Here is a 24,845-nt window from a genome sequence, read left to right as displayed (position 1 = left end):
TCCTTTATTGGTTATTGTTCCAGCCAATTATAAAAAGGAACTTGTCGTTTATATGAAGATGTTTCTTCTTTTGAAGGTGGGGCTTTTTGCTGCGAACGGAAATGCTGGCTATGCTCTTTCGCTTCTTCCGCTGTTTTCAGCCCTTTCTTTTTCCACTCAAATAAAATTCGATCGATATAGCGGAAATTTAATTTTCCTGATAAAACGGCTTCTCTTAGAGCAAGACGAATCATCTCAGCATCATGATGGTCTTGGTCCATCCAGATCGAGAGTGTTTCCCCTTCAAGAGGAGAAAGTGGTCTGCCAAACTCATCTTCAAATAGCGCATATAAAGACTTTTCAGCCTGGACATGATTTTTTTGTACGTCTTTCGCCTGTTTTGCTTCTAAAAAGTCATACAGCACACCCCATAAGGGCTCTACCGAGTACCGGTCATGCTGAATACCAGACCTGTCTTCAAACGGCTGGATCGAAATAAACCCTTTTTGAATCAAATACTGCACCATATAAGCACATTCTTCGGCCGAAATGGTCATACCATGTGAAAGCTCTTCAAATGTCTGAAAAAAGACGCCTTGTTCTTCATTCATTTTAATCTTTAACATGACCATCATTTGTGATTCATTCAGTCCTAATTGCTCATAATGGGCAATCAGCAAATTAGGCAAACTGGTCGAACCCATTTTCTGCATATCTATAAATTGCTGCCTTTTCATCGGATACACCTCTTCACTTTCAGTATATCACGTTTTTTCATACGTGCTGTCCTTAAGACGTTTGAAAAAGCCTCCATATATTGGAGGCTTTCACGTCTTAAGGATATAAACGGTTTAATAATCTTGGGAATGGAATTGTTTCACGCACATGCGGCGCTCCGCTAATCCAAGCAACTGTTCGTTCAAGTCCAAGACCAAAACCTGAATGTGGTACAGAACCATATTGTCTTAATTCTGTGTACCATTTGTACGTTTCTTGATCTAATCCATGTTCTTTTAGTCTTGCTTCAAGCAGATCTAAATCATGAACACGTTCAGAACCGCCGATAATCTCGCCATAGCCTTCTGGCGCAATTAAATCTGCACAAAGGACGACATCATCGCGGTCTGGTGCAGGCTGCATATAAAATGGTTTTAATGAGGTTGGGTAATGAGTGATAAAGACTGGTTTATCATAGCTTTCGGCGATCGCTGTTTCATGCGGCGCACCGAAATCATCTCCCCATTCGATGTCATCAAATCCTTTATCCTGCAAAAATTTAATTGCTTCATCATATGTGATGCGCGGGAATGGTGCTTTGATGTTTTCTAATTTTGCTGTATCACGGCCAAGTGTGTGCAGTTCTACTTTACAATTTTCAAGTACACTTTGAACAACGTGAGACACATAATTTTCTTGGTACTCAAGGTTCTCATTAAATTCAACAAATGCCATCTCAGGCTCGATCATCCAGAACTCGATTAAATGACGTTTCGTTTTCGATTTTTCTGCTCTAAATGTTGGACCGAATGAGAATACTTTTCCGAGTGCCATCGCAGCAGCTTCCATGTAAAGCTGTCCACTTTGAGAAAGATATGCATCTTCATCAAAATATTTAGTAGCAAACAGCTCTGTTGTTCCTTCAGGAGCACTTCCTGTTAAGATTGGCGGATCCACTTTCACGAAACCTTCTTGATGGAAAAACTCATATGTAGCACGAATAATTTCATTACGGATTTTCATAATGGCATGCTGTTTTTTAGAACGCAGCCATAAATGACGGTGATCCATTAAGAATTCTGTTCCATGTTCTTTTGGTGTAATTGGGTAATCTGTTGCTTCGTGAATCACTTCAATGGATTTCACTTGTAATTCAAAACCAAGTGGTGAACGTTCGTCTTTTGTTACTTGTCCTGTGACATAGACCGATGTCTCTTGTGTCACTGATTTCGCAAGCTTAAAGACTTCCTCTTCCACCTCTGCTTTTACAACGACTCCTTGAATAAAGCCTGTCCCGTCGCGAAGCTGCAAGAATGCAATTTTCCCGCTTGAACGTTTATTGGCAATCCATGCGCCGATGGTTACTTCTTCATCGACGTGTTTAAACACTTGATTAATAGTTGTTTTCAACATATTTCCCTCCAAAGCCAGAAAGAAACTCACCTTCTTAACTAGGTGTGATTCTTTTTTCATACATTTTATTATAACCGTTCTAAATCAGCATGGTCAACGCAAGACAGAAGAAACTACGGTGTTAAATTTTTTTCCACTCGTCCTGTCGTAAAATCAACATAGCTGAAACTATATTGGTTGTTCTCATTTAAGTACGTTACTTCCCAAAGGAGGACGTCACCTTCTCGTGCTAATTGAACATTTTTTAGCTTAGAAATGGTGTTCTCCTTTTGAACGGCTTGTACTGCTTGGTTTGAAGTAATGCCTTCTTTTGCTTTTTTGGCAATGACTTTTTCTTTTTTGCTGGCAGGTACCCACACATAGATCGCTTCGTTTTGTTTGTTTTTACCTTCCACAATAAATTGCTTTTCTTTCCCAACAAAGGTATCCACTTGCTCTACTTGTGCTAATGATGCTTGCTTTTTTGCTCGTTCAATCGCTGACTCATGACCTTCTTCTTTTTGTCCCATGGCCATTTGATAAATCCACGAAAAGCTAATGATGCCAATGAGTAAAACGAGCGCAGCAACGGATGAAATAATCCAAACTATTTTTTTCATGTCAAGCTTCCCCTATGTGCGATATATGGTAAATATCGCTTGATTTTGATCTTCTTGATCTAATGCTAATCCAAACATAAGATCTTCCCTTTTAAGCGTTCTGTTCAGCAAATCGACGATTTTGTATAGGTCTTCTGAATGCTTAATTTGAACAGTTGAAAGTACCTCTATTTTACTTTCCACTTCTAATTCCTCCTCGGTACGTAAATATTGTTAGTCATACTTTTCAATGTGAGAACCGATACTATTTTTACAACGGAACATAAAAAGCCGTTACGATAAATTAACTCCAAACCCACACCAGTGAAAGGCCGCTTATGACAGCGGCTTTTCGTTGTTAAGCTTTTCTATATACGCCTCAAGCGACTCTTTGGACATCTCGTGAACTGGCGCATGATGAAGTGATTCTAAAAATAGTTTTCCATACGAAGCGGTTTTCACTCGGCGGTCTAAAATCAGCAATGTTCCGATGTCTTTTTCCGAGCGCAGCAAGCGGCCTGCTCCTTGCTTAAAAGTTAACACAGCTTCCGGGAGAGCGACGGCTTTAAAGGGATTCTTCCCCTGTTTTTTTGCCGCTTCACATTTTGCTTCAATGAGCGGTGAATCGGGTGGTCGGAAAGGAAGCCTTGCCATAATGACGGTCGTTAGCTCTGAGCCAGGAAAATCCACACCTTCCCAGAAACTCCCTGTTCCTAGCAAGATGGCCTGCTTCGCCAATTTGAACATTTTCGTCAATTTTACAGGGCTCCCGCCTGTCAAACCTTGAGCAAACAAGGCCGATTGCATACCTTCTGATTTCAGCTCTTCATACACTGCTTTTAACATCTCATGTGAATTAAATAACACCAATATTTTCGCTTGATCCTGCTTTTCCATGATTTTAATATATGTTGCAGCTTGCTTCACATATTCGCGTTCATCACGGTTTGTGATCGGCGGCATGTCAGCCGGTACAACGACCTTAAGCTGTTTTTCAAGTTCAAAAGGTGAATCAATTTGGACAAGGTGTGGGTAAAAATCTTGCAGTCCAAATCGTTCCAAGCAATAATCAAAGCGTTGATTGATGGTAAGCGTCCCTGATGTGAGGACAACGCTTTTTTTGTTCATGAAGAACCGATCAGCTAGCAACTCCCCTGTATCTAGCGGCTGCGCGTGCATAAAGACAGCATTCTTGGCACCCTTTGCATCAATCTCAATCCAAACGGTTTCATCATTGTTTGGTTCAAAGATAAACCGGTACAGCGTACTGCAGAATGTCTGCATAAATGACATCACTTGATCGTATTCTTCTGCTTCAAATGCAAACTGCTCTATGAACTGACCACTTTTGTGAAGCAACTCATCTTTTTGCTGCTCATACAGTTTCTCACAAGCAATCAATAATGAACAAAGCTTACTCGCTGATTCTTTAATTCGGAGCCACTGAGCATGTTTTGAATGATGACGGACTCTATGAATGAGACGATTGATGTCCGCTTTTGGTTTTGTCCTTTTGACAAAAGAATGAACGGTACTAAAAAATGCGTCACTTTCCATCTGAAGCTGCTGAAGATACTCGTCCATTTCAATAAAGGTGTCAGTTGATAAACCTGCCCCATGAAATCTCTTTTTCAATTTCTTAAGCAGCCCGCCTTGCAAAGAGCCAAGCTGCGTTAATTTCGCATGAAGCTGGATATAAGACGCACTGTCACCTAGCGTTTCATTGGCTGTTTTTTCAAATTGGTGGGCCTCATCAATCACATAGACATCTGCATGCTGAAAGATAGAAGCTCCTTCCGTTTGAGATAAAAGCAGACGATGATTCGTCAAAATTAAATCAGCGGTTTGAGCCTTTCGTTTAGCCCGTTCATAAAAACAATGTTCTTTAAAACGGCGTTTTTTCGATGTAAATGGCATGTGCACACAAGAGATACGGTCTTTTATATTTGCAGCTCCTGACGGTAAATTCAGTTCAGACAAATCACCTGTTTCAGTGACAAGAAGCCACATTAAAATTTGCGCTTTTGTTAAGACAACATCATAGTTATCATCTTCCTCATGCAGGACATGCTCAAACTTATCTAAACAAATATAATGTGCCCGCCCTTTAAACACACAGGCGGCTGGCTCAAATGGGAGCAATTGCTTGAGTAGCGGAACATCGCGCTGAAGCATTTGCTGCTGCAGTAAAATAGAATATGTACTGATAATGACAGGTTTTCCTGATTTCTTTGCTTCTAAAGCAGCTGGTATAAGATAAGCGAGTGTTTTCCCGATTCCTGGCGCCGCTTCAATTAACGCATAAGCTCTTTCATTGAACGCATCTCTTACTTTGTTCATCATCGTGAGCTGGCCTTCTCTTACTTCATAGCCTTCTAATGTTTGAGGAAGCTTCTCTTTTATCTCTTCAAACAGTTGCTCGTCGTCAGCGCCTACTGCATATGTCGATTCAGTGATAGGATTGGTCACATCTTTCACAGCAAAAGATCCTACTTCTACAAGCGAATCATCCTGACTAGAGTGATTGGTTTCAAGCTGCTTAATTAAAAGTCCTATATCACTTAGAAGATAAGAGGATAATCTGCGCAGCTGTTTTAACACATTTGGCGGTGTATTCCTTAATTGATGTAATAAGGTTAAAAATAACATAGCAGTAACTTCCGCATCACTATCCGCCCTGTGCGGGTGGTCATGTGGAAGCATGAGCTCTTCGCTTAATTCAGTTAACTTATAACCTTCAAGCTCAGGATAAAGAATTCTAGAAATTTCAACCGTATCAATCGCTAGCACATCCAGCTCATTTTTCCCGCATGCTTTTAGTTCATCGTTTAAAAAGTTCAAATCAAAATGAACATTGTGCGCAACAAAATAAGCGCCCTGTATGAGATCATACACCTCTTGGGCAATGTCCTCAAAAAACACCGCGTCATCAACCATGTGCTGTTTAATACCTGTCAGCTGTTCAATAAATCCAGGAATCGTTTTCCCTGGGTTCACATATTTTGAATACCGTTCGACAATTTGTCCATTTTCAATGACCACCGCAGCAATTTGAATGATTTTATCACCTTTTTTTGGTGAATTCCCGGTGGTTTCAATATCAACGACAACAAACCTTTGATCGGTCATAAAATGGACACCTCAATTCCTCGTTCCACTCATAGTGAAACACACTCTGGGCAATATAGCTGAAACAGAACAGCTTCCTTATGATGAAACTGTTCTGTTTCCATGTGAGCGTGCGTTATAAAATCGTTCTCGCAGGCTCTTGCCCAATCATTTGTTCAATTTGATTTTGTTTATTTAACACGACCACTTTAGGTGTGTGCGATTTCGCTTCTTCCTCTGACAACATCCCATAAGCGATAATAATGACTTCATCTCCTGGCTGAACCAATCTTGCTGCCGCACCATTTAAACAAATGACACCGCTCTTTCTTTCTCCAGGGATGATATATGTTTCAAGTCTAGCACCATTGTGATTATTGACAATTTGCACTTTCTCATTTGCCATCATGCCTGCCGCATCAAGCAAATCTTCGTCGATAGTAATACTACCTACATAGTGTAAGTTTGCTTCAGTCACTGTCGCTTTATGAAGTTTCGAGGTCATAAAAGTTCTATACATGTTTTTCACCGCTTTCAGGAACATGGAAAATCACATTATCAATTAGTCTTGCCCGGGAGAACTTCACAGCAATGGCAATGATCACTTGCCCCGTTAAGTGCTGAAGGGGTTCAAGCTCTGGATAGGAGTAAATGTCAATATAATCGATTTCTCCACTTGTTTGAAGAATCTCCTCTTCCACTAATTGATAAATACGATTTACATCATGTTCACCATTTTCTACAGCTGTCTGTCCTTTTTTTAATGCCCGGTATAAAGCAGGTGCTTCTTGCCTTTCTGTTTCAGACAGATACACGTTCCTTGAACTTTTCGCTAAACCGTCTTCTTCTCGAACAGTAGGAACAGACACAAGGTGAAGATCAAAAAAGAAATCCTTGATCATCGCATCGATAACAGCGACTTGCTGTGCATCCTTTAGACCAAAGTATACATTGGTTGGTGCGACAAGGTGAAACAGCTTTGTCAGCACCGTGACAACGCCGTCGAAGTGTCCTGGGCGTTTCTTCCCGCATAAGACGTCTGTACGCTTTTGAACAGTCATCGTAATCGATGGCTCATCTTTGTACATTTCCTTCACATCAGGTGTAAATAATATATCTACTCCAGTTTCTTCGGCAAGACGCTGGTCTCTTTCCATATCTCTTGGATAGGATTCAAAGTCTTCATTCGGTCCAAATTGCAATGGATTAACAAAGATGCTCATCACCACAATATCATTTTGATCTCTTGCTTCTTTTGCAAGCGTAAGATGTCCTTCATGAAGGAAACCCATTGTAGGGACAAATCCAATGGAATGCTGCTTCTTTTGATGCTGCTTGATCATTTCTTTTAGTTCATGAATATGGGAGACAACCTTCATTCCTTGATCCCCCCATATAAACCATCAAGGACTTCTTCTTTCATATGAAAGGTATGAGCATCCTCTGGGAAAGTGCGTGCTTTTACTTCTTTTGTATATTGTATGAGCGCTTCTTCTAATACAGCATCGATTTGCGCGTATTGTTTCACAAATTTAGGTGTTCTAGACACGCCGTACCCTACCACATCATGGTAAACGAGAACTTGTCCATCTGCTTCAGCCCCTGCCCCAATTCCGATCACAGGAATCTTTAGCATGTCAGTAATCCGTTTTGTCAGTTCACCAGGTACACACTCTAACACAAGAGCGATGGCGCCTGCTTCCTCGCATTTCAGACTATCTTCAATCAATTTCTGTGCACTCTCTTTGTCTTTTCCTTGCACTTTATAGCCGCCAAGGACACCGACTGATTGAGGGGTCAGCCCTAAATGGCTTACAACAGGAATACCGCCTCTTGTAAGTGCTTGGATGGATTCAAATACTCCGTCTCCACCTTCAAGCTTTAAGGCATCAGCACCGCTTTCTTGCATAATGCGTGCTGCATTTTTCATCGTTTCTTCTAATGAATAATGATAAGACATAAATGGCATATCCGTCACAACAAATGTGTCTTTTGCGCCTCTTTTGACTGCTTTTGTGTGATGAATCATATCATCCATCGTCACTTGCACTGTGGAATCAAGTCCAAGGACAACCATCCCAAGTGAGTCACCAACTAAGATCATGTCGACTTCCGCTTTTTCCGCTTGCTTTGCAGCTGGATAGTCGTATGCTGTCAGCATCACAATAGGTTCGTTTTGTTCTTTCATTTTGAAAAAATCTAACTTTGTCTTCATTTGTTCCTCCTCATTCTGGAGAGGAGATGGCTTGTCTGATCTCACACGCTTTTATCTCTCATGTGCAGACGAATCATCCCTCTGTCCAAGTCCCTTAGGATCAAGGCAGAAATTTATCGAATTTTTCTTCCTAACAGGTACAGTTCTTTTTCAGATACTGCCCACACGAAGTATATCAAAAATGTGCCGGGTGTTCCACTTAAGTTGACTTGATCTCAATGTCAGCGGAGTAGATGTTTTGGATTCCGCCCTCCGTTTCGAGTAAGAGAACGCCTTCATCGTTAATCCCAAGCGCCGTTCCAGCATATTGTCCATTGACGGTGCGTGCGATGATACGTTTTCCAATGGTCATCGCATACGATTCCCATAATTGTTTGATCGGAGCAAAACCATATGTCATATATTCATCATACCTTTTTTCAAAGGTGGACATGATGGTTTGAATCAGTGCCGCTCTGTCTACCTTTTGACCAAGCTCCATTCGCAAACTCGTCGCAACATCCTTTAATTCTTCAGGAAAATCATTTGCCGTCTGATTCACGTTAATGCCTGGGCCAATAATGACTGCGTGAACTTGGTCAGCTTCTGCTTTTAATTCAGTCAAAATACCAACGACCTTTTTTCCGTTTAGCAAAATATCGTTTGGCCATTTGATCGATGGACTGAGACCCGTTTGCTGCGCTATGGCTTCAGAGATGGCGACAGATGCTAAAAGCGTCATTTGCGGCGCTTTGTGCAGCGGTATTTCCGGCCGAAGAATCAAACTCATCCAAATGCCTGTCCCATTTGGTGAATGCCACGTTCTTTGAAGGCGGCCTTTTCCGTTTGTCTGATGATCACTGACAACAAGCGAGCCGTGCGGGGCTCCTTTATTGACGAGGTCATGGGCAATGAGCTGAGTTGAGGCGACTTCTTCTTGAAAGTAAATATGCCTGCCAAACAGCTCTGTTTCCAAACCAAACAGAATTTCGTCTTCACTAATTTTGTCCGGTTTACGAAGCAGTCGGTATCCTTTTCTTCTGACCGCTTCGACCTCATATCCCTCTTTTCGCAAATCCTCTATATGCTTCCATACTGCCGTTCGGGAGCAGCCAAGCTCATCACATATTTGCTGGCTTGAGACAAAATCTTGCTCAGATGCTGTAAATAGTTCAATTAATCGTTTTCTAATCGCTGATCGCACGCTATGAGCCACTCCTCTATGGCTTCTTTTCGGTTTTCAAGCTGGTTTTGCAAAACGGCTTTTTTCACAGAAGCAAGCTCTTCTGCAATCCATTTACCAGCTGGCTTTTGCCGAAAGGCCATCAAATCTTTTCCTGACACTGCAAGGTCTTGAAGCTGTTTAATCGGCAGCGCATCATATGAACGTTTCGCCGCCTCCAGCTCATCAAAGAAAATGCGACGCTCATGTTTGAGCTGCGTGATTTTCATACTAGAAAGCAGGACATGTTCACCAGCTTCAAACATTTTTTCCGCATCCCAGTCACAATCAACATATTTGCTAATGGCAACGGCTTCTTTTAAAAGTTTCGTTGATAACTTCCATTCTTTTAAAAAGGACACCGCCTCCGCCTCATCTAGACCAAGTAAATGGATAAAGGCTCCCCACACCTCATCTAACCCATCCAATAAATAATACGGGAAAGCTTGGAACGTTTCATTCAGCTGATCCTTTTTGAGACCGGGCAATTCTTCATACAATTTGGTGGAGATGAGCACCTTGATGGCTTGCTCACAGTAGCGTCCTTTTAAAAGTTTTTCCATTTCGATTTTTTTGCGTTCAACAGATATATTAGCAAGCAGATGTTTATCTTTTTTCATTGCTTCTTCCGTCTCTTTAGAAAGCTCAAACCCGAGCTGGCTTAAAAACCGCACCGCTCTCATCATCCGAAGCGCATCTTCTTGAAAGCGGCATGCAGGATCTCCAACCGTTTGAATTCGTCTCCGCTTAATATCCCGCTTGCCGCCTACATGGTCAATGATGTCACCATGAATATCCATGGCCACTGCATTGATCGTTAAATCTCTTCTTAAAAGATCTTCTTTTAGTGATGAAATAAACGCCACTTCTTTAGGCCGGCGAAAGTCTTCATATTCTGATTCAGTCCGAAACGTAGTGACCTCATAGCTGACTCCGTCAAGTAACACAATAACAGTGCCATGCTCTTTGCCGACATCTACTGTTTTATCAAATAAAGACTCCACCACATCAGGTGTGGCATCTGTCGCAATATCGATATCCCCAATTTCCCTGCCTAAAAGGACATCTCTCACCGCACCGCCGACAAAATAAGCTTGATACCCATGTTCGTGCAGCGTATGTAAAATAGGGATCGCATGTGTGAATGGTTCATTCATCTTCAACATCACCTTCGATCAATTCTAAATAAAGCTCTTCATACTCTCTCACAATTTTGTCAGAAGAGAAATTGGCTTCAACACTAGACTTGGCTGCCATCGATATTTGCTGATGGAGCGCATTGTCTTTCAGAATAGTGATGGCATGTTTTGCTGCTCCATCTACATCACCAAGCGGAACAAGGAATCCTGTCTCTCCATGTGCAATCACCTCTGGAATTCCTCCAACATCTGTTCCTATACAAGGTACTCCGCATGCCATTGCTTCAAGTAGTACAAGACCAAAACTCTCTTTCTCAGAAAGCAGCAGCTTCAAATCACTAATCGAATAGAGCTCCTCCACCTTCTCTTGCTTTCCTAAAAATAACACGCGGTCCGTTAATCCAAGCTTTTTCACAAGCTCGCAAACAACCGATTTTTCAGGTCCGTCCCCAATCAGTAGCAGTTTTGCATTCACCTGTTCAGAAATCTGTTTAAACACATGGATCACGTCATGCACCCGCTTCACTTTACGGAAATTTGATACATGGATGACGACCTTCTCATCCTGCAGAAGACCATAATGCGTCTTCAGCAGTTCGTGATCTTCACGCAAATATACGCGCTCATCGACGAAATTATGGATCGTATCAATTTTTTTATTCGGTTTAATCAGATCGTATGTCTGCGCAGCTAATGAATGTGATACAGCCGTTACGCGGTCAGATGATTCGATCGCAAACCGGATGACTTCCTTTAAAGATGGGTCATAGCCTAAAACCGTAATATCCGTCCCGTGAAGGGTGGTGACGACTTTGACAGACTGTCCAGTCATTTGTTTGGCTAAGAACGCACAGACAGCGTGAGGGACCGCATAATGCGCATGAATAATATCAAGCTTCTCTCGTTTTGCGACTTCTGCGAGTTTACTTGCCAGTGCAAGGTCATAAGGCGGATATTGAAATACAGCATATTGATTGACATCCACCTCATGAAAATAAATATTCGGATACACTTTATTGAGTCTAAACGGAATACTTGAGGTAATGAAATGAACATCGTGCCCTTTTTCAGCTAAACGTTTTCCAAGCTCTGTGGCAATAATGCCCGAACCGCCAACACTCGGATAACAAGTGATTCCGATCTTCAATTTTTTCATAATTACCCCCCAAGTAAGTCATCGTCCATCAAAAGTGGCTTCTTTGTCAAAAACCCTTCTGCAAAAGGTTTATTGACTTCCCTTCCATACATCGACTCTCTCATTTTGACAAAATCGATATAACCATTTACAAGCGGTGTCTCCACTGAACTCTCTGTTTTGACAAATTGGCTTTTATACGCATGTAAGCTATCAATTTTTTGCTTCATCTCGTCTGAAATATCAATCACAAAATCTGGACGATGGTGGCCATTAATCATGTAATAATACATCTGGCTTATTTTATGCGCTGGCTGCTTGTATGAATCTTCAAATTTATGTATACCTGCAGAAAAAGCGGCCTCTTCTACAAGTGAACCCGCATGACCATGATCAGGATGTCGATCTTGGTGGTGCGGGGCAAAAATAAGTCTCGGTTTGTATGTTCGGATGACACCTGCAATTTCTTTCATCGCTTCGTCATTCAGATAAAGTCCTCTATCTGGCAGCGTGAGCTGGATTCGAGTCGTGACTCCTAAAATGGCAGCGGCTGCTCTGGCTTCTTCTTTTCGGCTTTCAACCGTTCCATTTGAAGATAATTCAGCCTGAGTCAAGTCACAAATCCCAACACGTGCCCCTTTTTTTACGTATTTTGCAATCGTTCCACCCATACCGATCTCTACATCATCGCTATGGGCACCGAATGCAAGGATATCAAGTGGTTTCATGCGTTCCTCCGTTTTTTGCTACATCTCGAAAATCAAACGTACCTTTATTTAAATTCCTGACTAAAATTTCGGCAGTCCCCATATTGGTCGCTAATGGAATGGCATACACATCGCAAAGCCGGATGAGTGCAGATACATCCGGTTCATGCGGTTGTGCAGTGAGAGGGTCTCTAAAAAAGAGCACAAGATCCATTGCATTATCAGCAATCATGGCACCAATCTGCTGATCCCCTCCAAGTGGTCCTGATTGGAAACGATGAACGGGAAGCCCAGTCGCTTCTTTCACTCTTAAACCTGTTGTTCCTGTTGCATAAAGTGTATGATCGGCCAAAATATCTCGATATGCAATGGCGAATTGAATCATGTCACTTTTTTTCTTATCGTGAGCGATTAAAGCAATGTTCATCAGGGGTCCACTCCTTATTAGTCGATAATATTTTCTAAGCCATAGACGAGTTGATCAATATGCATCACCTGTTCAACAGAAAGCTTCACACCTGACATAAAGGATGCACGGTTATAAGAATCATGACGGATCGTGAGCGTCTGTCCGTCCATTCCAAACAGCACTTCTTGATGTGCAATCATGCCTGGAAGTCTTACGCTGTGAAGGCGGATGCCATCATAATCTGCTCCTCGTGCACCTTCGATTAGTTCTTTTTCTTCAGGGTGCCCCTGCTTTTTACTTTCTCTTACTTCTGCGATCATTTCAGCTGTTTTTAGTCCTGTACCGCTCGGAGCGTCCAATTTTTTATCATGATGAAGCTCAATGATTTCAACATCAGGAAAATAATTTGCTGCCATTTTGGCAAACTTCATCATTAAAACAGCACCAACAGCAAAGTTAGGCGCAATAATACAGCCTATCCCTTTTTCTTCTGTTAATTGCTGAAGTTCTTTTAGGTCGTCTTCTGAAAAACCTGTTGTGCCTACAACTGGACGTACGCCATGTTCAAGGGCTTTTCTTGTATGTACTTTCCCGATTTCTGGGGTCGTCAAATCAATTAATACATCCGGTGCTGTTTCTGAAAGACACACGTCAATATCCGTATAAATGGGCGCATCAGATGTTGTATGAAGCACATCAGATAGCTTTTTCCCCTCATGTGTGTGATCAAGTGCTGCTACCAGTTCAAAATGGCTTGTTTCTTCTGCCAGCTTGACAGCCTCTATCCCCATTCTTCCTCTTGCTCCAGCGATTACGACTTTGATGGTTTGATTCGTCATCTTCTCTACTTCCCTTCTTTTTTCGTCCAGCGGTCTTTGTCTCTTGTATTGAATTTATGCATCACACGATCATGGGCTTCTTCAAGTGATATATTGAGTGAATTGGCAAGGCATGTTAACACAAACAGCACATCGCCAATTTCTTCTTCCATGCTTTTTTCTGTTTCAGTTGTTTTTTTCGGCTTTTCTCCATAGTAATGGTTAACCTCTCTTGCCAGTTCACCTAATTCTTCTGTCAGACGGGCCATCATGGCAAGCGGGCTGAAATAGCCTTCTTTAAATTGTCCTATGTAATCATCTACTTCTTGCTGCACGTGACGCAGCGTTTTTTCATTCGTCATGAAGCTCATCCTCCTATCCATCTCTTACATGTTAGCGAAATCATAAATATTTGACAAATGTTTAAAACTCAGTTTGCTTGTTTCTCTTCCATACCATATAATATTATCGCTGTCTAAGCAAAAAAAGGAGTGATCTTTTGCTAAAAGAAATTCGTCTTAAAAATATCGTATTTATTTTAATAGGATCTGCGATTTTTTCTTTCGGCCTTGTTCATTTTAATATGCAGAACAACTTGGCGGAAGGCGGATTTACAGGTATCACACTGCTTTTATATTTTCTATTTCACATTGACCCATCTATTTCAAACCTTGTGTTAAACATTCCGATCTTTTTTATCGGCTGGAAAATGCTTGGCAGAACCATGTTTACATATACAATTGTCGGAACCGTCAGTCTTTCTGTCTTTCTAGCCATCTTCCAGCGCTTTCAAATACATATGCCTCTTCAGCACGATTTAGCCTTAGCCGCACTCTTTGCAGGTGTGTTTATCGGAACAGGCCTCGGAATCATCTTTAAATTCGGCGGGACAACAGGCGGCGTGGACATTATTGCAAGACTGATCAACAAACATTATCAAGTCGCAATGGGAAGAACGATGTTTATCTTCGACGCATGCGTCATTACCATCTCTCTCACCTATTTAAATTACAAAGAAGCCATGTATACACTTGTTGCTGTATTTGTTGCTGCAAAAGTCATCGACTTCATGCAAGAAGGCGCTTACGCTGCCAAAGGAGCGATGATTATTTCTGAAAAGGATGACATCATTCAAAAGAAAATCACAGAGGAAATGGAGCGCGGAGTGACCATTTTAAAGGGTGTCGGCTCCTATACGAAACAGGAACGCAACGTGCTTTACTGCGTCGTTCCAAAAAATGAGCTTGTCCACCTCAAGAGCGTCGTAACTTCCGTCGATCCTCATGCCTTTGTATCAGTGAGTGACGTGCATGACGTACTTGGTGAAGGCTTCACATTAGATGAACATAAAAAGCCGCTCAATCCCCACTAAAAAAAGAAGCCCGATAACGGTGCTTCTTTTTTTATGATTTTGGATAATCGGCTTGTCGCTTTTGCTTTTTTTCTTTTTCAGCACGGTATTTCCTAAACCCAACATACGTTAGAGTGAGTAAAATCATACTTCCTGTTGTTAAGATGACCCATAAAAGCGATGGATCCGCTTCATCTTGATCAACGTTCGCAAACACACTTGATAAATCTTCTTCAAGTTTCGTGAGACGCTCAAGCTTTGTCCCACTCGATGCTTTTAAAAATTCACCTTGTTCAATTACTTCCATGTGCTGCTTAATCGTCTGCAGCTTTTCAGGCGAGATATCAATGGTTAAACTCGGATAAATCATATCATACAATGAAACCAGCTCATTCCAAGTTTCATAGAACGTCGTCGATTCTGGATCTTTTACTTCTTTCTTTAATGTCGGAAAAGACCCCATAATCGGCTTCTCGAGAGATCCCCAAAGAGGTTCTGAATTTGATTGTATCGCATCGAGAAGCATTCTAAACTGAGAGGCATACCGAAGTTTTTCGCGCTCATTTAAGTCTTCCTGCGGGAGTCCTTTAATGATATCTTGATAGCCAAGTGTAATTTGCCGAACCTGCGTATTCGTCAGAGTTCCACGCCAATTCTCAGCTTTAAATGTCTTTTCAGCATACAATGCGACTTGTAATGCCTCATCATATTTAGCTTGTCTCGTTAATTGAAAGATTGAATCTGATAGTTCCGTTAATTCTTGCAGCGCTTTAGCAGCTGTTGTTTCCTCACCTTTTGCAGCAGCTGGATGCAAGACGAGAAATAATAATAGAATCATCGCGATTGACTTTCGTTTCATGCAAGTCCCTCCTAGCCTTTCTCCATACAGCGTATGAAGAAAAGGACAAGGTTAGACCAACATTGTTAAGGGAGTTTAAGCTTGACCGATTTTTTCGAGAGGACAAGATAATACGAAACAAGAAGAACGGCAATACTTAACCAAAACGTCACGTAGCCGATCTCATTTGAATAGGCAGAAAGCATAGAATAACGCGGCATCATTCCAAACACATAATCAATCACATCATTATGTAAAATCCATATGCCTGCTACAACCAAATGACGCATGTGAAAACGATAATACGGCGCAAATAACACAGCCTGTACCGCCATCGCAAAGTGCGAACCAATTAGCATATATCCTTCCCACGGAAAATCATCAACAGAAACGAGCACGAAAAGATTCATCCCTACAGCCCATAATCCATATTTGATCAAGGTGACAAGGGCCAGTGCTTCAAAATAAGGAGCATGGCGTTTCATTAGAAAGGCTAGTAATACAAATAAAAAGAAAAAGCTTGCCGTCGGACTGTCCGGTACAAAAGGTAAAAAGACAGCCGGCGTCTCAACGAGCTGCGGAATATACCAGTAGTAGCCGTACGCAGTGCCAAGAAAGTTGACAATGAGCACGAGCACAAGCATGTAGCGTGTGGCTAGCAGATATTGAATCCATCTCATATTTCTCTTCACTCACGATCTGTTAAAATCAGAAAAAAGCTGACAGCGCCAGCTTTTTTCTCCTTTTGAGTATATCCTTGTACTTGCATTTAAACAACTGAATTATTTAGATTTGACCTCAGATAAATATTTCGAGAGCTTTTCAAGTTCTTCATCGCTGCCTTTAAAAATGCCCTTAGGCATGTTGCCTTTTCCTTCTACAGCGATTTTCGCAATTTCCTCTGGTGCTAAGCCATTGTCAACAAGTGACGGTCCAGCTGCCCCGCCTTGCATATTATCTCCGTGACAGGAGATACATGTCTGCTCTTGATAGATTTTATACTCTTCAGCTGAGGTATCAATCTCTGCTTCTTTCTTGATTTCACCTTGCTTCGCAGCTGCTTCCCAGTCATGAGTAGCAACAGACTCCCATGTTAAATAGGTTGCTGCACCAACTGCAAGAATCATCATTCCAACTGCAATTGGTCTTCGATATGGCCTACGTTCAGGACCAGAATCAAGAAATGGCGCGAGTAAAAGAGCACCAAACGCAATTCCAGGCATAATCATTGCGCCAACTACCGTATAGCTCCCTGCAGCAAACTCATATTTTAACAACTGGTATAAAAATAGGAAATACCAGTCTGGCAGCGGAATATAGCCCGTATCTGTCGGATCAGCCATCCGCTCAAGCGGAGGTGCATGAACAACAGTTAGGACAAGAAATCCAATTAAAAAAACAGCACCTACAAGCCATTCCTTTAAAAGAAAGTTCGGCCAAAAGGCTTCGGTTTTTCCCGGATATTCGGAATAGTCTTTAGGTATGTTAGGTTTTCTTTCTGCCGGTATTCTGGAATCTCCGACAAACTTCATCCCTTTTCCCCTATGCAAAGTCATCCCCTCCTCATTGAACATTCATCAAACGCAAAATTTTACAGCGGTCCAGAAATTCCTTGCTTACGAATCATAATAAAGTGGGCAGCCATCAGCCCAAATAATGCCGCTGGCAAGAAAAAGACATGGATAGCGAAAAATCTCGTCAGCGTTTGTGCACCTACAATGTCAGGATGACCTGCAAGCAGCGTTTTAATCTCTTTCCCAATGAAAGGTGTCGCCTCTGCAATTTGAAGACCAACCTTCGTCGCAAATAGCGCCTTCATATCCCACGGTAAAAGATATCCTGTAAAACCAAGTCCAAGCATCACAAAGAAAATGAGCACACCGACAATCCAGTTTAGCTCTCTAGGCTTTTTATACGCCCCTTGGAAAAAGACCCTCAGCGTATGTAAAAACATCATAACAATGACTAGACTCGCACCCCAGTGGTGCATCCCTCTTACAATCTGTCCGAATGCCACTTCATTTTGCAAATAATAGACAGATTCCCATGCGTTTTTAATATCCGGTACATAATACATCGTTAAAAACATGCCCGAAAGGACTTGAATGACCGTCACAAAAAACGTTAAACCGCCAAAACAATACACAAAAGCAGAGAAATGATGTGCTGGATTGACGTGCTCAGGCACTTCATGATCCGCAATGTCTCTCCATATCGGTGTGATGTCCAGCCGCTCATCTACCCAATCGTAAATCTTGTTAAGCATCGTTACCCTTCCCCTTTCGGCACAGCTTTTCCAAGATAGAGGTATCCGTCCTTCACTTGCTGCTTATAATGATCAAGCGGTGCAAGCGGTGGAGTTCCGGGTACGTTTGTACCATCCTTGTCGTACAGCCCATAATGGCATGGGCAGAAAAATTTGTTTGGATTTTTCGGATCACTGTTCCAGTTCACTGTACATCCCAAATGTTTACAGATTGGCGATAAAGCGACAATTTCATCCCCTTCTTTGTACACCCATGCAGACCTAGATTCCTTTGACTCATACCATGCATCTACTTGATCAATTTTAAAGTCAAAGCGCTTCGGTTCTTTTGTCAGTTCATCTACACTGACAACTTGAACCATATCCTGATCCTCTGTTCCTTTTAGCACAGGGTCAAGCGCAAAGCGAACCATAGGCATGAGCATTCCAGCGGCCATAAATCCCCCCACGCCGGTCAACGTGTAATTCAAAAATTGACGCCTGGACACTCCATGTCTCTTCTCGCTCATTTTTTTCTCCCCCCCTCAGGTCGACAGCTACTTTATAACTGAATTAGAAAAAATTTCATAAAACTAGGACACCCTCATAATATATCAATCTATTCACAAGGTCAACAGCCTAAAAAGCTATGTACAATGCAAATGTAAGGGTTTTTATGAAGGGTTCCATTTTTGTAACAAAAAGTTCAAAATTTGTTCTACACTGTCTTGAATAACTTTTTGCTTTAAATTGACCTTTAAATGCTCAAGCGGAACAGACTGCAATATAAATGCCGATTCGCTCACTTCTAGCTGTTCTTTCCATTTGTTATCAGATGTGATAAACACAACATGCTGAAAATGTTCTTGCAATGATTGTTTTACTGCAAGTATGTCTTCTTGCTTACGACTATTTACTTCTAAATATGTATGTGGAGGAAAAAGAAACACTCTGCCTTTCAGTTGCCTTTCAAGATCCTCTGCCACAAGCATTGTAAACTCACCTAAAGACACGGTTTGTTTGATATGGCTTGCATCTATCCCAACTAATGGAATGATAGCGGTATCAATGTAATCTTTAGATTGTAAAAAGAGATCCGCGTCCTCCGCCTGAAATTTCATCTAGTTCCCCTCTTTCATCACATAAGCCCTGCCTGTATAGGGCAAGGCTTATTGGCTTGGTTTATGATAATAGGCTTAATTCTTTTGCTAACTTATTAAATGTTTCTTGATCATGACGGTCAAGCGCTTCATCGATTTCTTTCATCAGCCGTTCTTTTTGGAAAGTAGCGATAGAATGCTCTAGCACTTTCTCAGCAAGATCTTTATCTTTTTCATTTTCATAAAGATCTTTAGGAATATGAGGATTTGTTTCAAGTACAGCGGCATATTCCGGCGAACGATATGCAGATCGGAAATTCAATTGAATAAACAAATCTTGCTGTTTATTCAAACGAATATCATGAAATGATTTTTCTGCATCTGTCGTCATGATATTTTCTTTATAAAATCTAAAGGGAACTTCATCCACACAGTGTGTTGACATAATAATTCCCCTTGGGCAAAATTCTGCTTGCTCTACAAAATGAACCTTTTCCATCAAAGAGTCGTGACTCATTAAATAATTTAATATCCAAACACACTCTCTTCGCTTTAACTGATAATGGTTTAAGAACCACCGGATAAATTCCTTCTTTTCATTGACAGAAACAGGGGTCTGCATGTTATTCCCTCCTCTATCGTAAATTAAATTGCTATACATGAATTATTCAACAAACCAGTTCTTCATTCCTGCAAACTATAAGGAAATTTCGTCTTCAATTCTTAAAATCGTTTCTTCAATTTCTTCATTCGTGCCATCTTTCTGAAGAACTTTTCGTAATAACGGCAAGGCTTCTTTTTGTCTGCCTTCTTCTAAAAGGAACGAAGCATATTCATATAAAAAGTCACGTTCCTCATCAAAATCAGGCAGAGCAAGTTTGAAATACTCAGCGGCTTCATCGTATTCTTCTCGTCCGACAGAAGCAGAAGCAGCATACCAATTCCATTTTGGATCTTCTTCCCCAAAGCTTTTAACCTCTTTAATCACATCCAGAATTTCATCAAACAGCTCTTCATTTAAATAGATCGCAAGCAGCGTTTGAACCGCTTCAATATATCCTGGATCAAGAGCAAGTGCTTCTTGAAGCAATTTTTTCGCATCTTCCGAATGGCCATTTTTCAAATCAATCTTTGCCCCATATAAATATAACTCTTTGTTATACTCATCCACTTTAATTCCTTCTTTTACTATCTCTAAAGCTTCATGATATAGTCCTTCTTCCTCATAGCTTTTGGCTAAAGGCATATAAAGTGACGAATACGAAGGATCAATATCTTTTAGTTCAGAAAGCTGCTGAATAGCCGTTTTCGTTCTGCCAGCCCTCATCGCTGTAAATCCGTAGCCAAAAAGTGTATTTGGATCCACTTGATCCTTTACAGCCTTTTCATACCATTCAAGGGCATCTTCAAATTCTCCAGCTGTGCTTAATGATTCAGCGAGCCGCTGATATACATTGACACCGCCAATTTCATTTTGTTGATCGGCCACTTTGTAGAAATAGTCGGCTGCTTTCTTTGAAAGACCTTGAGAAAAATACAATTCCCCTAAAGCAAAATCAATGACGGCTTCATGAGGTAGTAACTCTTTCGCTTTTAAAAGCTTTTGTTCACTTACTTCAAATAGTCCTTGCATTTGATACAAATCTGCCATTAACAATAAACTCTCTGGATACGCATCGTCATCTTCAGGAATCGTTTCAAGAACTGCTATTGCCTTCTCTTCTTCATCAGAGTCTATTAACAGCTCTGCATAAAAACAGGTTAATCCTGTTTCTTCTGGATATAAATCATGTAAATCACTAATGAGATTCCGTGCTTTATCAATATCTCCCCAGTCATAATATAACTGAGCTGCCTGCGCTTTTTCTTCATCATGAAGATGCTTCTCTGCTTGAGCAAGTGTTTTGAGTCCCTTTTCAGTCTCACCCGCCTCAACTAATTTTATGGCTTCTTGTAATGAACTATTCAAATCAAACCGTTCCTTTCTGTTTCCAAAAACCTAGACTGTTGTTACTTCATATCATAATCGACAGCTGCATATCCAGCAAATATGTTGCTCTTTTAACATGAGGCCATTTTTGTGTTTTGAAGACTCTTTTTCAATCATTACTTTACTAAACTGACGATTTGTAAACCGAATACGCTAAAAAATTGTTTTTGAATCAGCAAAATGCTCTTTTTCAAGGTTTCACCTTGAGACAAGCTATGCTATAGTTCTTTCAAATATGCAAAAGGAAAGAAAAAGCCTGAGGAAATCCTCAGACTGTTTGCGTTAAGTATTCAATGTGTTCAAAGAAATTTGGGTAAGATACACGTACTGCATCTGTATCTTCAATCTCGATTGCTTGCTCTGTTATACATGCCGCAATTCCTAACATCATACCAATTCGATGATCTCCGTAGCTTGAGACGACTGCGCCGCCTTTAAGGCTCGTTTTACCATGAATCTTCATTCCATCATCTGTTGCTTCAATATGAGCACCTAGTTTTTTAAGTTCTGAAACGACTGTATCAATACGATTGGTTTCTTTCACTTTTAATTCAGCGGCATCTTTAATGATCGTTGTTCCTTCTGCTTGAGTAGCTAGGAGCGCAATAATAGGAATTTCGTCGATGAGTCTAGAGATCATATCACCTGAAATGTCGATCCCTTTTAATGAAGAGGTAGAGATCGTTAAATCACCGTACGGTTCTCCGCCTTTAGCATCCACTTCTTGAATGTCGAGGTCTGCACCCATTTGTTTCAGCACATCTATAATACCAGTTCTCGTTTTGTTCAAACCGACATTTCTCAATACAATCCGGCTGTTTGGAACGATAGATCCAGCCACTAAGAAAAATGCAGCTGAAGAAATATCTCCAGGGACAAATACATCTGTTGCTTTTAACGTTTGTCCACCTTCAATTGCAACACTTTGTGCATCTTCATGTAGCGAGACACCAAACATTGATAACATTCTTTCGGTATGGTCTCTTGATTTATGCGGTTCAGTTAACGTCGTTGTTCCTTCTGCCTGCAGTCCAGCTAAAAGGACAGCCGATTTAATCTGGGCACTGGCAACTGGAGACTCATAAGAGATAGCTTTTAAATTACCCCCACGTATAGAAAGTGGTGTATACTCGCCATTTGCTCTGCCATCTATCTTGGCTCCCAATTGTCTTAGCGGACCTGTTACCCGTTTCATCGGTCTTTTGGCAATACTTTCGTCTCCGATCAGCGTACTGTGGAACTCACAGCCAGCCAAGATTCCCATCATTAAACGAATAGTCGTGCCAGAGTTACCAACATCGAGAATATCGCTTGGCTCTTTAAGTCCTTTTAGTCCCTTACCATGAATGACAACATCTGTACCTTTTTGTTCGATGTCGACACCCATCTTTCTAAAACAATCAATCGTGCTTAAACAATCAGCGCCAGGTAGAAAGTTTTTTACTACTGTAGTCCCGTCAGCAATAGCGCCAAACATCACAGATCTATGAGAAATGGATTTATCTCCTGGAATATGAATTTCTCCATTCATAGGAGCACTTTTATGAATTTTCATGTTCCTCACCTCAATCAGCATAAAATGTATCGTAATTTGCTCTATTTTTTATACAGAGTTCTGCCCGCTTTCGATCGTCATCTGTTTGAAAACTGATGCGTAAAATCCCGTTAATGTCTTCTCGCGTTTCAATAATACGGATATTTGTAATACTAATGTTTTCATTTGCTAGATATCCTGTAATTTCCGAAATAACACCAGGATGATCCGGCACATCGACATAAAGATCATAAAAAGCAGGGATAGCTCCTTTTTTCCTCAGAGGCAGGCCGTCGCGATATTCCTTGGCCTCTTGGAAATAAGAGAATAACCCCTCAGCATCTTCTTGTTGCACAAAGGATTCAATGCGGTCAATCTCTTTTTTCCATTCATGAAATCGGTCTAAAATCTTGTTTTTATTATGCAAAAGGATATCGCGCCACATTGCAGGATTACTTGATGCAATACGGGTAATATCTCGAAAGCCTCCTGCAGCAAACCGTTTTACAAGAGGAAATTCTTCTTCAAAATGATGCGCTTGATGCACAAGACTGGCAGCGACGATGTGTGGAAAGTGACTAATCACACTTGTCACAGCATCATGTTCTTCGGGTGTCATTTCAATGAAATGAGCATTGGTTCCCTTCAGCAGATCCTTCAAACGGTCAACAGCCTGACGACTTGTTACTTTTGCTGGCGTTAAAATGTAGAATGCATTTTCAAATAAAAAGTCTTTCGCTGCAATGACACCTGATTTATGAGACCCTGCCATTGGATGCCCACCAATAAATTGGTAATGATCAGGCAACGTTTTTTCAGCAAAATGAACGACCTTTTGCTTTGTGCTCCCTACATCCGTAATCGTGAGCTCTCTTTCAATTCCAGATGCTGCAATATCACTTAACATTTTGACGGTTTGTTGTACTGGCGTTGCCAAAATAATCGTTGCTGCTTCATTCAAGCCTTCTATAAAGGACTCGGCAGTCGCGTCGATGATCCCTAATTTTGTTGCAGCAATCATTTGTTCTTTAGAGACATCATAGCCTACAATTTTTTTATGTGGAAATTCTTTTTTAATCGACAGTGCAATAGAACCACCAATTAAACCAAGTCCAGCGATTAATATGGTTTCGTTTGCTTCATTCATGTTCATCACCTGATTTTTCGCGAAAATTAAACAAGCTGTTTCAATAGCTTATATGTATATTGGATGAGTTACAACGAAAGCCATATCCCATAAACAGGATATGACTTCATTGTTATGCTACGCACGGATGCCTTGTAATAAATCGGCAAGTGTAGTTAAGATTTCTTCATTTTGCTCCTTTGTTCCAACAGTAATACGTAAAGAAGTTGGGAATCCGAGAGCTTTACCAGATCGAACGATATAGCCCTTTTTCAAAAGTGCATTGAACAGCTCATCTGCATCTCTTTTAAAGTCAATCAGCACAAAGTTTGTTTGAGATGGATAGATAAATAGTCCAAAACGTTCCGCAAATTCTTGATATTGCTTGAGACCTGCTTCATTTTTTTGTCTGCACGATTGAATGAAGTCTTGATCTTTAATGGCTGCACGTGCAGCTGCCTGAGCGATACGACTTGTATTAAATGGCTCTCTCGCAGGTTCAATGGCGGTAATCAACTCCTCTGAGGCAACCCCATAACCTACTCGAAGTGCCGCAAGTCCATATGCTTTAGAGAACGTGCGCAATACAATGACATTTTGATAGGCTTTTAATAGAGATAAACTGTTCGGAAAGTCTTCTGCGCGGACATATTCAAAATATGCTTCATCTAGAACGACAAGCACATGAGCAGGCACTTGATCTAAGAACGATACGAGCTCAGATTCTGACAAATGATTTCCTGTCGGATTGTTCGGGTTACACACCCAAACGACTTTTGTGTTGTCATCCATCGCATCCAGCATTCCCTTTAGATCATGAGCTCCACCATTTAGAAGTGGTACTTCTCTAATCTCTGCATGCTCAATCACTGCATTGTGACGGTATTGCGGGAATGACGGAGATGGGATCACCGTATTTGTATGTTGATCAAGGAATGCCCTAGCAATAATTTGCACAAGTTCATCTGAGCCATTCCCGAATATTAATTGTTTTTCATTTACTTGAAGAAACTCAGCCAGTTCCGTTCTTAAACTTGCGCTGTATCCGTCTGGATAAATCGCTAAATGTTCAAGTTCAGCTTGTATAGCCTCTCTTGCATGTGTGGAACATCCAAAAGGGTTTTCATTTGAAGCCAATTTCACAATTTTGTCTAATTGATATTCTTTTTTGACCTCTTCAATTGGTTTCCCAGGTTGATACGGTTTTAGCTGTTTTAATTGATCTTTGATTTGCAAAATGTT

27 protein-coding genes are annotated in these 24,845 nt (G+C 41.0%); 1 reads left to right on the top strand and 26 read right to left on the bottom strand.

Going from position 1 to position 24,845, the window contains the following annotated elements:
• Nucleotides 1-11: 11 nt before the first annotated feature.
• The 15 genes from ES896_RS09610 to ES896_RS09540 all read right to left on the bottom strand — a co-directional run bounded on the left by ES896_RS09610 (nucleotide 12) and on the right by ES896_RS09540 (nucleotide 13,781).
• On the bottom strand, nucleotides 12-716 hold the full coding sequence (locus ES896_RS09610) for a DnaD domain-containing protein (RefSeq protein ID WP_008344601.1): 705 nt from the start codon (nucleotides 714-716) through the stop codon (nucleotides 12-14).
• A 97-nt stretch (nucleotides 717-813) separates the two neighbouring features.
• A complete protein-coding gene (asnS, locus tag ES896_RS09605) occupies nucleotides 814-2,106 on the bottom strand; it encodes an asparagine--tRNA ligase (RefSeq protein ID WP_024718525.1) in 1,293 nt (430 codons plus the stop codon).
• Nucleotides 2,107-2,222: 116 nt separating this feature from the next.
• Nucleotides 2,223-2,708: a cell wall elongation/penicillin-binding protein regulator TseB gene (gene tseB / locus ES896_RS09600; protein WP_008344597.1), complete on the bottom strand. Its 486-nt coding sequence runs from the start codon at nucleotides 2,706-2,708 to the stop codon at nucleotides 2,223-2,225.
• A gap of 12 nt (nucleotides 2,709-2,720) precedes the next feature.
• A complete protein-coding gene (locus tag ES896_RS09595) occupies nucleotides 2,721-2,891 on the bottom strand; it encodes a YpmA family protein (RefSeq protein WP_008344594.1) in 171 nt (56 codons plus the stop codon).
• Nucleotides 2,892-3,023: 132 nt separating this feature from the next.
• Nucleotides 3,024-5,816: an ATP-dependent DNA helicase DinG gene (dinG, locus tag ES896_RS09590; protein WP_135226735.1), complete on the bottom strand. Its 2,793-nt coding sequence runs from the start codon at nucleotides 5,814-5,816 to the stop codon at nucleotides 3,024-3,026.
• A 115-nt stretch (nucleotides 5,817-5,931) separates the two neighbouring features.
• Nucleotides 5,932-6,315: an aspartate 1-decarboxylase gene (gene panD, locus ES896_RS09585; RefSeq protein WP_017359738.1), complete on the bottom strand. Its 384-nt coding sequence runs from the start codon at nucleotides 6,313-6,315 to the stop codon at nucleotides 5,932-5,934.
• A complete protein-coding gene (panC, locus tag ES896_RS09580) occupies nucleotides 6,308-7,174 on the bottom strand; it encodes a pantoate--beta-alanine ligase (RefSeq protein ID WP_125590283.1) in 867 nt (288 codons plus the stop codon). Before panC ends, panD begins: the two co-directional genes overlap by 8 nt.
• A complete protein-coding gene (gene panB, locus ES896_RS09575; protein ID WP_008344587.1) occupies nucleotides 7,171-8,010 on the bottom strand; it encodes a 3-methyl-2-oxobutanoate hydroxymethyltransferase in 840 nt (279 codons plus the stop codon). The genes panC and panB overlap by 4 nt, the downstream gene beginning before the upstream one ends.
• Before the next feature lie 199 nt (nucleotides 8,011-8,209).
• Nucleotides 8,210-9,193: a biotin--[acetyl-CoA-carboxylase] ligase gene (locus ES896_RS09570; RefSeq protein ID WP_135226734.1), complete on the bottom strand. Its 984-nt coding sequence runs from the start codon at nucleotides 9,191-9,193 to the stop codon at nucleotides 8,210-8,212.
• Nucleotides 9,166-10,368 (bottom strand): CCA tRNA nucleotidyltransferase, encoded by a 1,203-nt coding sequence (locus tag ES896_RS09565; protein ID WP_008344585.1) that lies wholly within the window; start codon nucleotides 10,366-10,368, stop codon nucleotides 9,166-9,168. Before ES896_RS09565 ends, ES896_RS09570 begins: the two co-directional genes overlap by 28 nt.
• Nucleotides 10,361-11,506: an N-acetyl-alpha-D-glucosaminyl L-malate synthase BshA gene (gene bshA, locus ES896_RS09560; protein WP_135226733.1), complete on the bottom strand. Its 1,146-nt coding sequence runs from the start codon at nucleotides 11,504-11,506 to the stop codon at nucleotides 10,361-10,363. Before bshA ends, ES896_RS09565 begins: the two co-directional genes overlap by 8 nt.
• Before the next feature lie 2 nt (nucleotides 11,507-11,508).
• On the bottom strand, nucleotides 11,509-12,213 hold the full coding sequence (gene bshB1, locus ES896_RS09555; protein ID WP_024718519.1) for a bacillithiol biosynthesis deacetylase BshB1: 705 nt from the start codon (nucleotides 12,211-12,213) through the stop codon (nucleotides 11,509-11,511).
• Nucleotides 12,200-12,619 carry a methylglyoxal synthase gene (mgsA, locus tag ES896_RS09550; RefSeq protein ID WP_048001888.1) on the bottom strand — a complete coding sequence of 140 codons (420 nt, stop codon included), beginning with the start codon at nucleotides 12,617-12,619 and terminating at the stop codon, nucleotides 12,200-12,202. Before mgsA ends, bshB1 begins: the two co-directional genes overlap by 14 nt.
• Nucleotides 12,620-12,636: 17 nt before the next feature.
• Nucleotides 12,637-13,440 (bottom strand): 4-hydroxy-tetrahydrodipicolinate reductase, encoded by an 804-nt coding sequence (dapB, locus tag ES896_RS09545; protein ID WP_008344578.1) that lies wholly within the window; start codon nucleotides 13,438-13,440, stop codon nucleotides 12,637-12,639.
• A gap of 5 nt (nucleotides 13,441-13,445) precedes the next feature.
• Nucleotides 13,446-13,781, bottom strand: coding sequence for a nucleotide pyrophosphohydrolase (locus ES896_RS09540; protein ID WP_008344575.1), 336 nt, complete (start codon nucleotides 13,779-13,781; stop codon nucleotides 13,446-13,448).
• 137 nt (nucleotides 13,782-13,918) lie between these two features.
• On the opposite strand from ES896_RS09540, the gene ES896_RS09535 reads away from it, so the two are divergent.
• Nucleotides 13,919-14,791: a YitT family protein gene (locus ES896_RS09535; protein WP_003215598.1), complete on the top strand. Its 873-nt coding sequence runs from the start codon at nucleotides 13,919-13,921 to the stop codon at nucleotides 14,789-14,791.
• A 31-nt stretch (nucleotides 14,792-14,822) separates the two neighbouring features.
• On the opposite strand, the gene ypjB is transcribed toward ES896_RS09535, so the two are convergent.
• The 11 genes from ypjB to hisC all read right to left on the bottom strand — a co-directional run bounded on the left by ypjB (nucleotide 14,823) and on the right by hisC (nucleotide 24,839).
• Entirely contained in the window at nucleotides 14,823-15,629 is an 807-nt protein-coding gene (gene ypjB, locus ES896_RS09530; RefSeq protein WP_008344572.1) for a sporulation protein YpjB, read from the bottom strand.
• 65 nt (nucleotides 15,630-15,694) lie between these two features.
• A complete protein-coding gene (gene lhaT / locus ES896_RS09525) occupies nucleotides 15,695-16,288 on the bottom strand; it encodes a lipoprotein heptaprenylglyceryl N-acetyltransferase LhaT (RefSeq protein WP_135226732.1) in 594 nt (197 codons plus the stop codon).
• A 102-nt stretch (nucleotides 16,289-16,390) separates the two neighbouring features.
• Nucleotides 16,391-17,158: a menaquinol-cytochrome c reductase cytochrome b/c subunit gene (locus tag ES896_RS09520; RefSeq protein WP_008344567.1), complete on the bottom strand. Its 768-nt coding sequence runs from the start codon at nucleotides 17,156-17,158 to the stop codon at nucleotides 16,391-16,393.
• 41 nt (nucleotides 17,159-17,199) lie between these two features.
• Nucleotides 17,200-17,874, bottom strand: coding sequence for a menaquinol-cytochrome c reductase cytochrome b subunit (gene qcrB, locus ES896_RS09515; RefSeq protein ID WP_003215804.1), 675 nt, complete (start codon nucleotides 17,872-17,874; stop codon nucleotides 17,200-17,202).
• Between the two features lie 2 nt (nucleotides 17,875-17,876).
• On the bottom strand, nucleotides 17,877-18,383 hold the full coding sequence (locus ES896_RS09510) for a ubiquinol-cytochrome c reductase iron-sulfur subunit (RefSeq protein WP_007500911.1): 507 nt from the start codon (nucleotides 18,381-18,383) through the stop codon (nucleotides 17,877-17,879).
• Between the two features lie 144 nt (nucleotides 18,384-18,527).
• Nucleotides 18,528-18,974 (bottom strand): YpiF family protein, encoded by a 447-nt coding sequence (locus ES896_RS09505; RefSeq protein ID WP_076822140.1) that lies wholly within the window; start codon nucleotides 18,972-18,974, stop codon nucleotides 18,528-18,530.
• Between the two features lie 61 nt (nucleotides 18,975-19,035).
• Entirely contained in the window at nucleotides 19,036-19,575 is a 540-nt protein-coding gene (locus ES896_RS09500; RefSeq protein ID WP_008344562.1) for a ReoY family proteolytic degradation factor, read from the bottom strand.
• Nucleotides 19,576-19,650: 75 nt separating this feature from the next.
• Complete coding sequence (locus ES896_RS09495) at nucleotides 19,651-20,922, bottom strand: tetratricopeptide repeat protein (protein WP_065460635.1); 1,272 nt, start codon at nucleotides 20,920-20,922, stop codon at nucleotides 19,651-19,653.
• Between the two features lie 289 nt (nucleotides 20,923-21,211).
• Nucleotides 21,212-22,498, bottom strand: coding sequence for a 3-phosphoshikimate 1-carboxyvinyltransferase (gene aroA, locus ES896_RS09490; protein WP_048001885.1), 1,287 nt, complete (start codon nucleotides 22,496-22,498; stop codon nucleotides 21,212-21,214).
• Between the two features lie 10 nt (nucleotides 22,499-22,508).
• The gene (locus ES896_RS09485; RefSeq protein ID WP_113747228.1) at nucleotides 22,509-23,624 is read right to left on the bottom strand and encodes a prephenate dehydrogenase; all 1,116 of its coding nucleotides are present in this window, start codon (nucleotides 23,622-23,624) and stop codon (nucleotides 22,509-22,511) included.
• Between the two features lie 117 nt (nucleotides 23,625-23,741).
• Nucleotides 23,742-24,839, bottom strand: coding sequence for a histidinol-phosphate transaminase (gene hisC, locus ES896_RS09480; RefSeq protein ID WP_007500922.1), 1,098 nt, complete (start codon nucleotides 24,837-24,839; stop codon nucleotides 23,742-23,744).
• Nucleotides 24,840-24,845 lie beyond the last annotated feature (6 nt).

It is taken from the genome of Bacillus sp. 005/A4HT-01/001 (assembly GCF_004634445.1).
GTDB classification, from domain to species: domain Bacteria; phylum Bacillota; class Bacilli; order Bacillales; family Bacillaceae; genus Bacillus; species Bacillus altitudinis.
The sequence above is the reverse complement of the archived record's forward strand: the minus strand, read 5'-3'. Positions and strand labels throughout refer to the sequence as shown.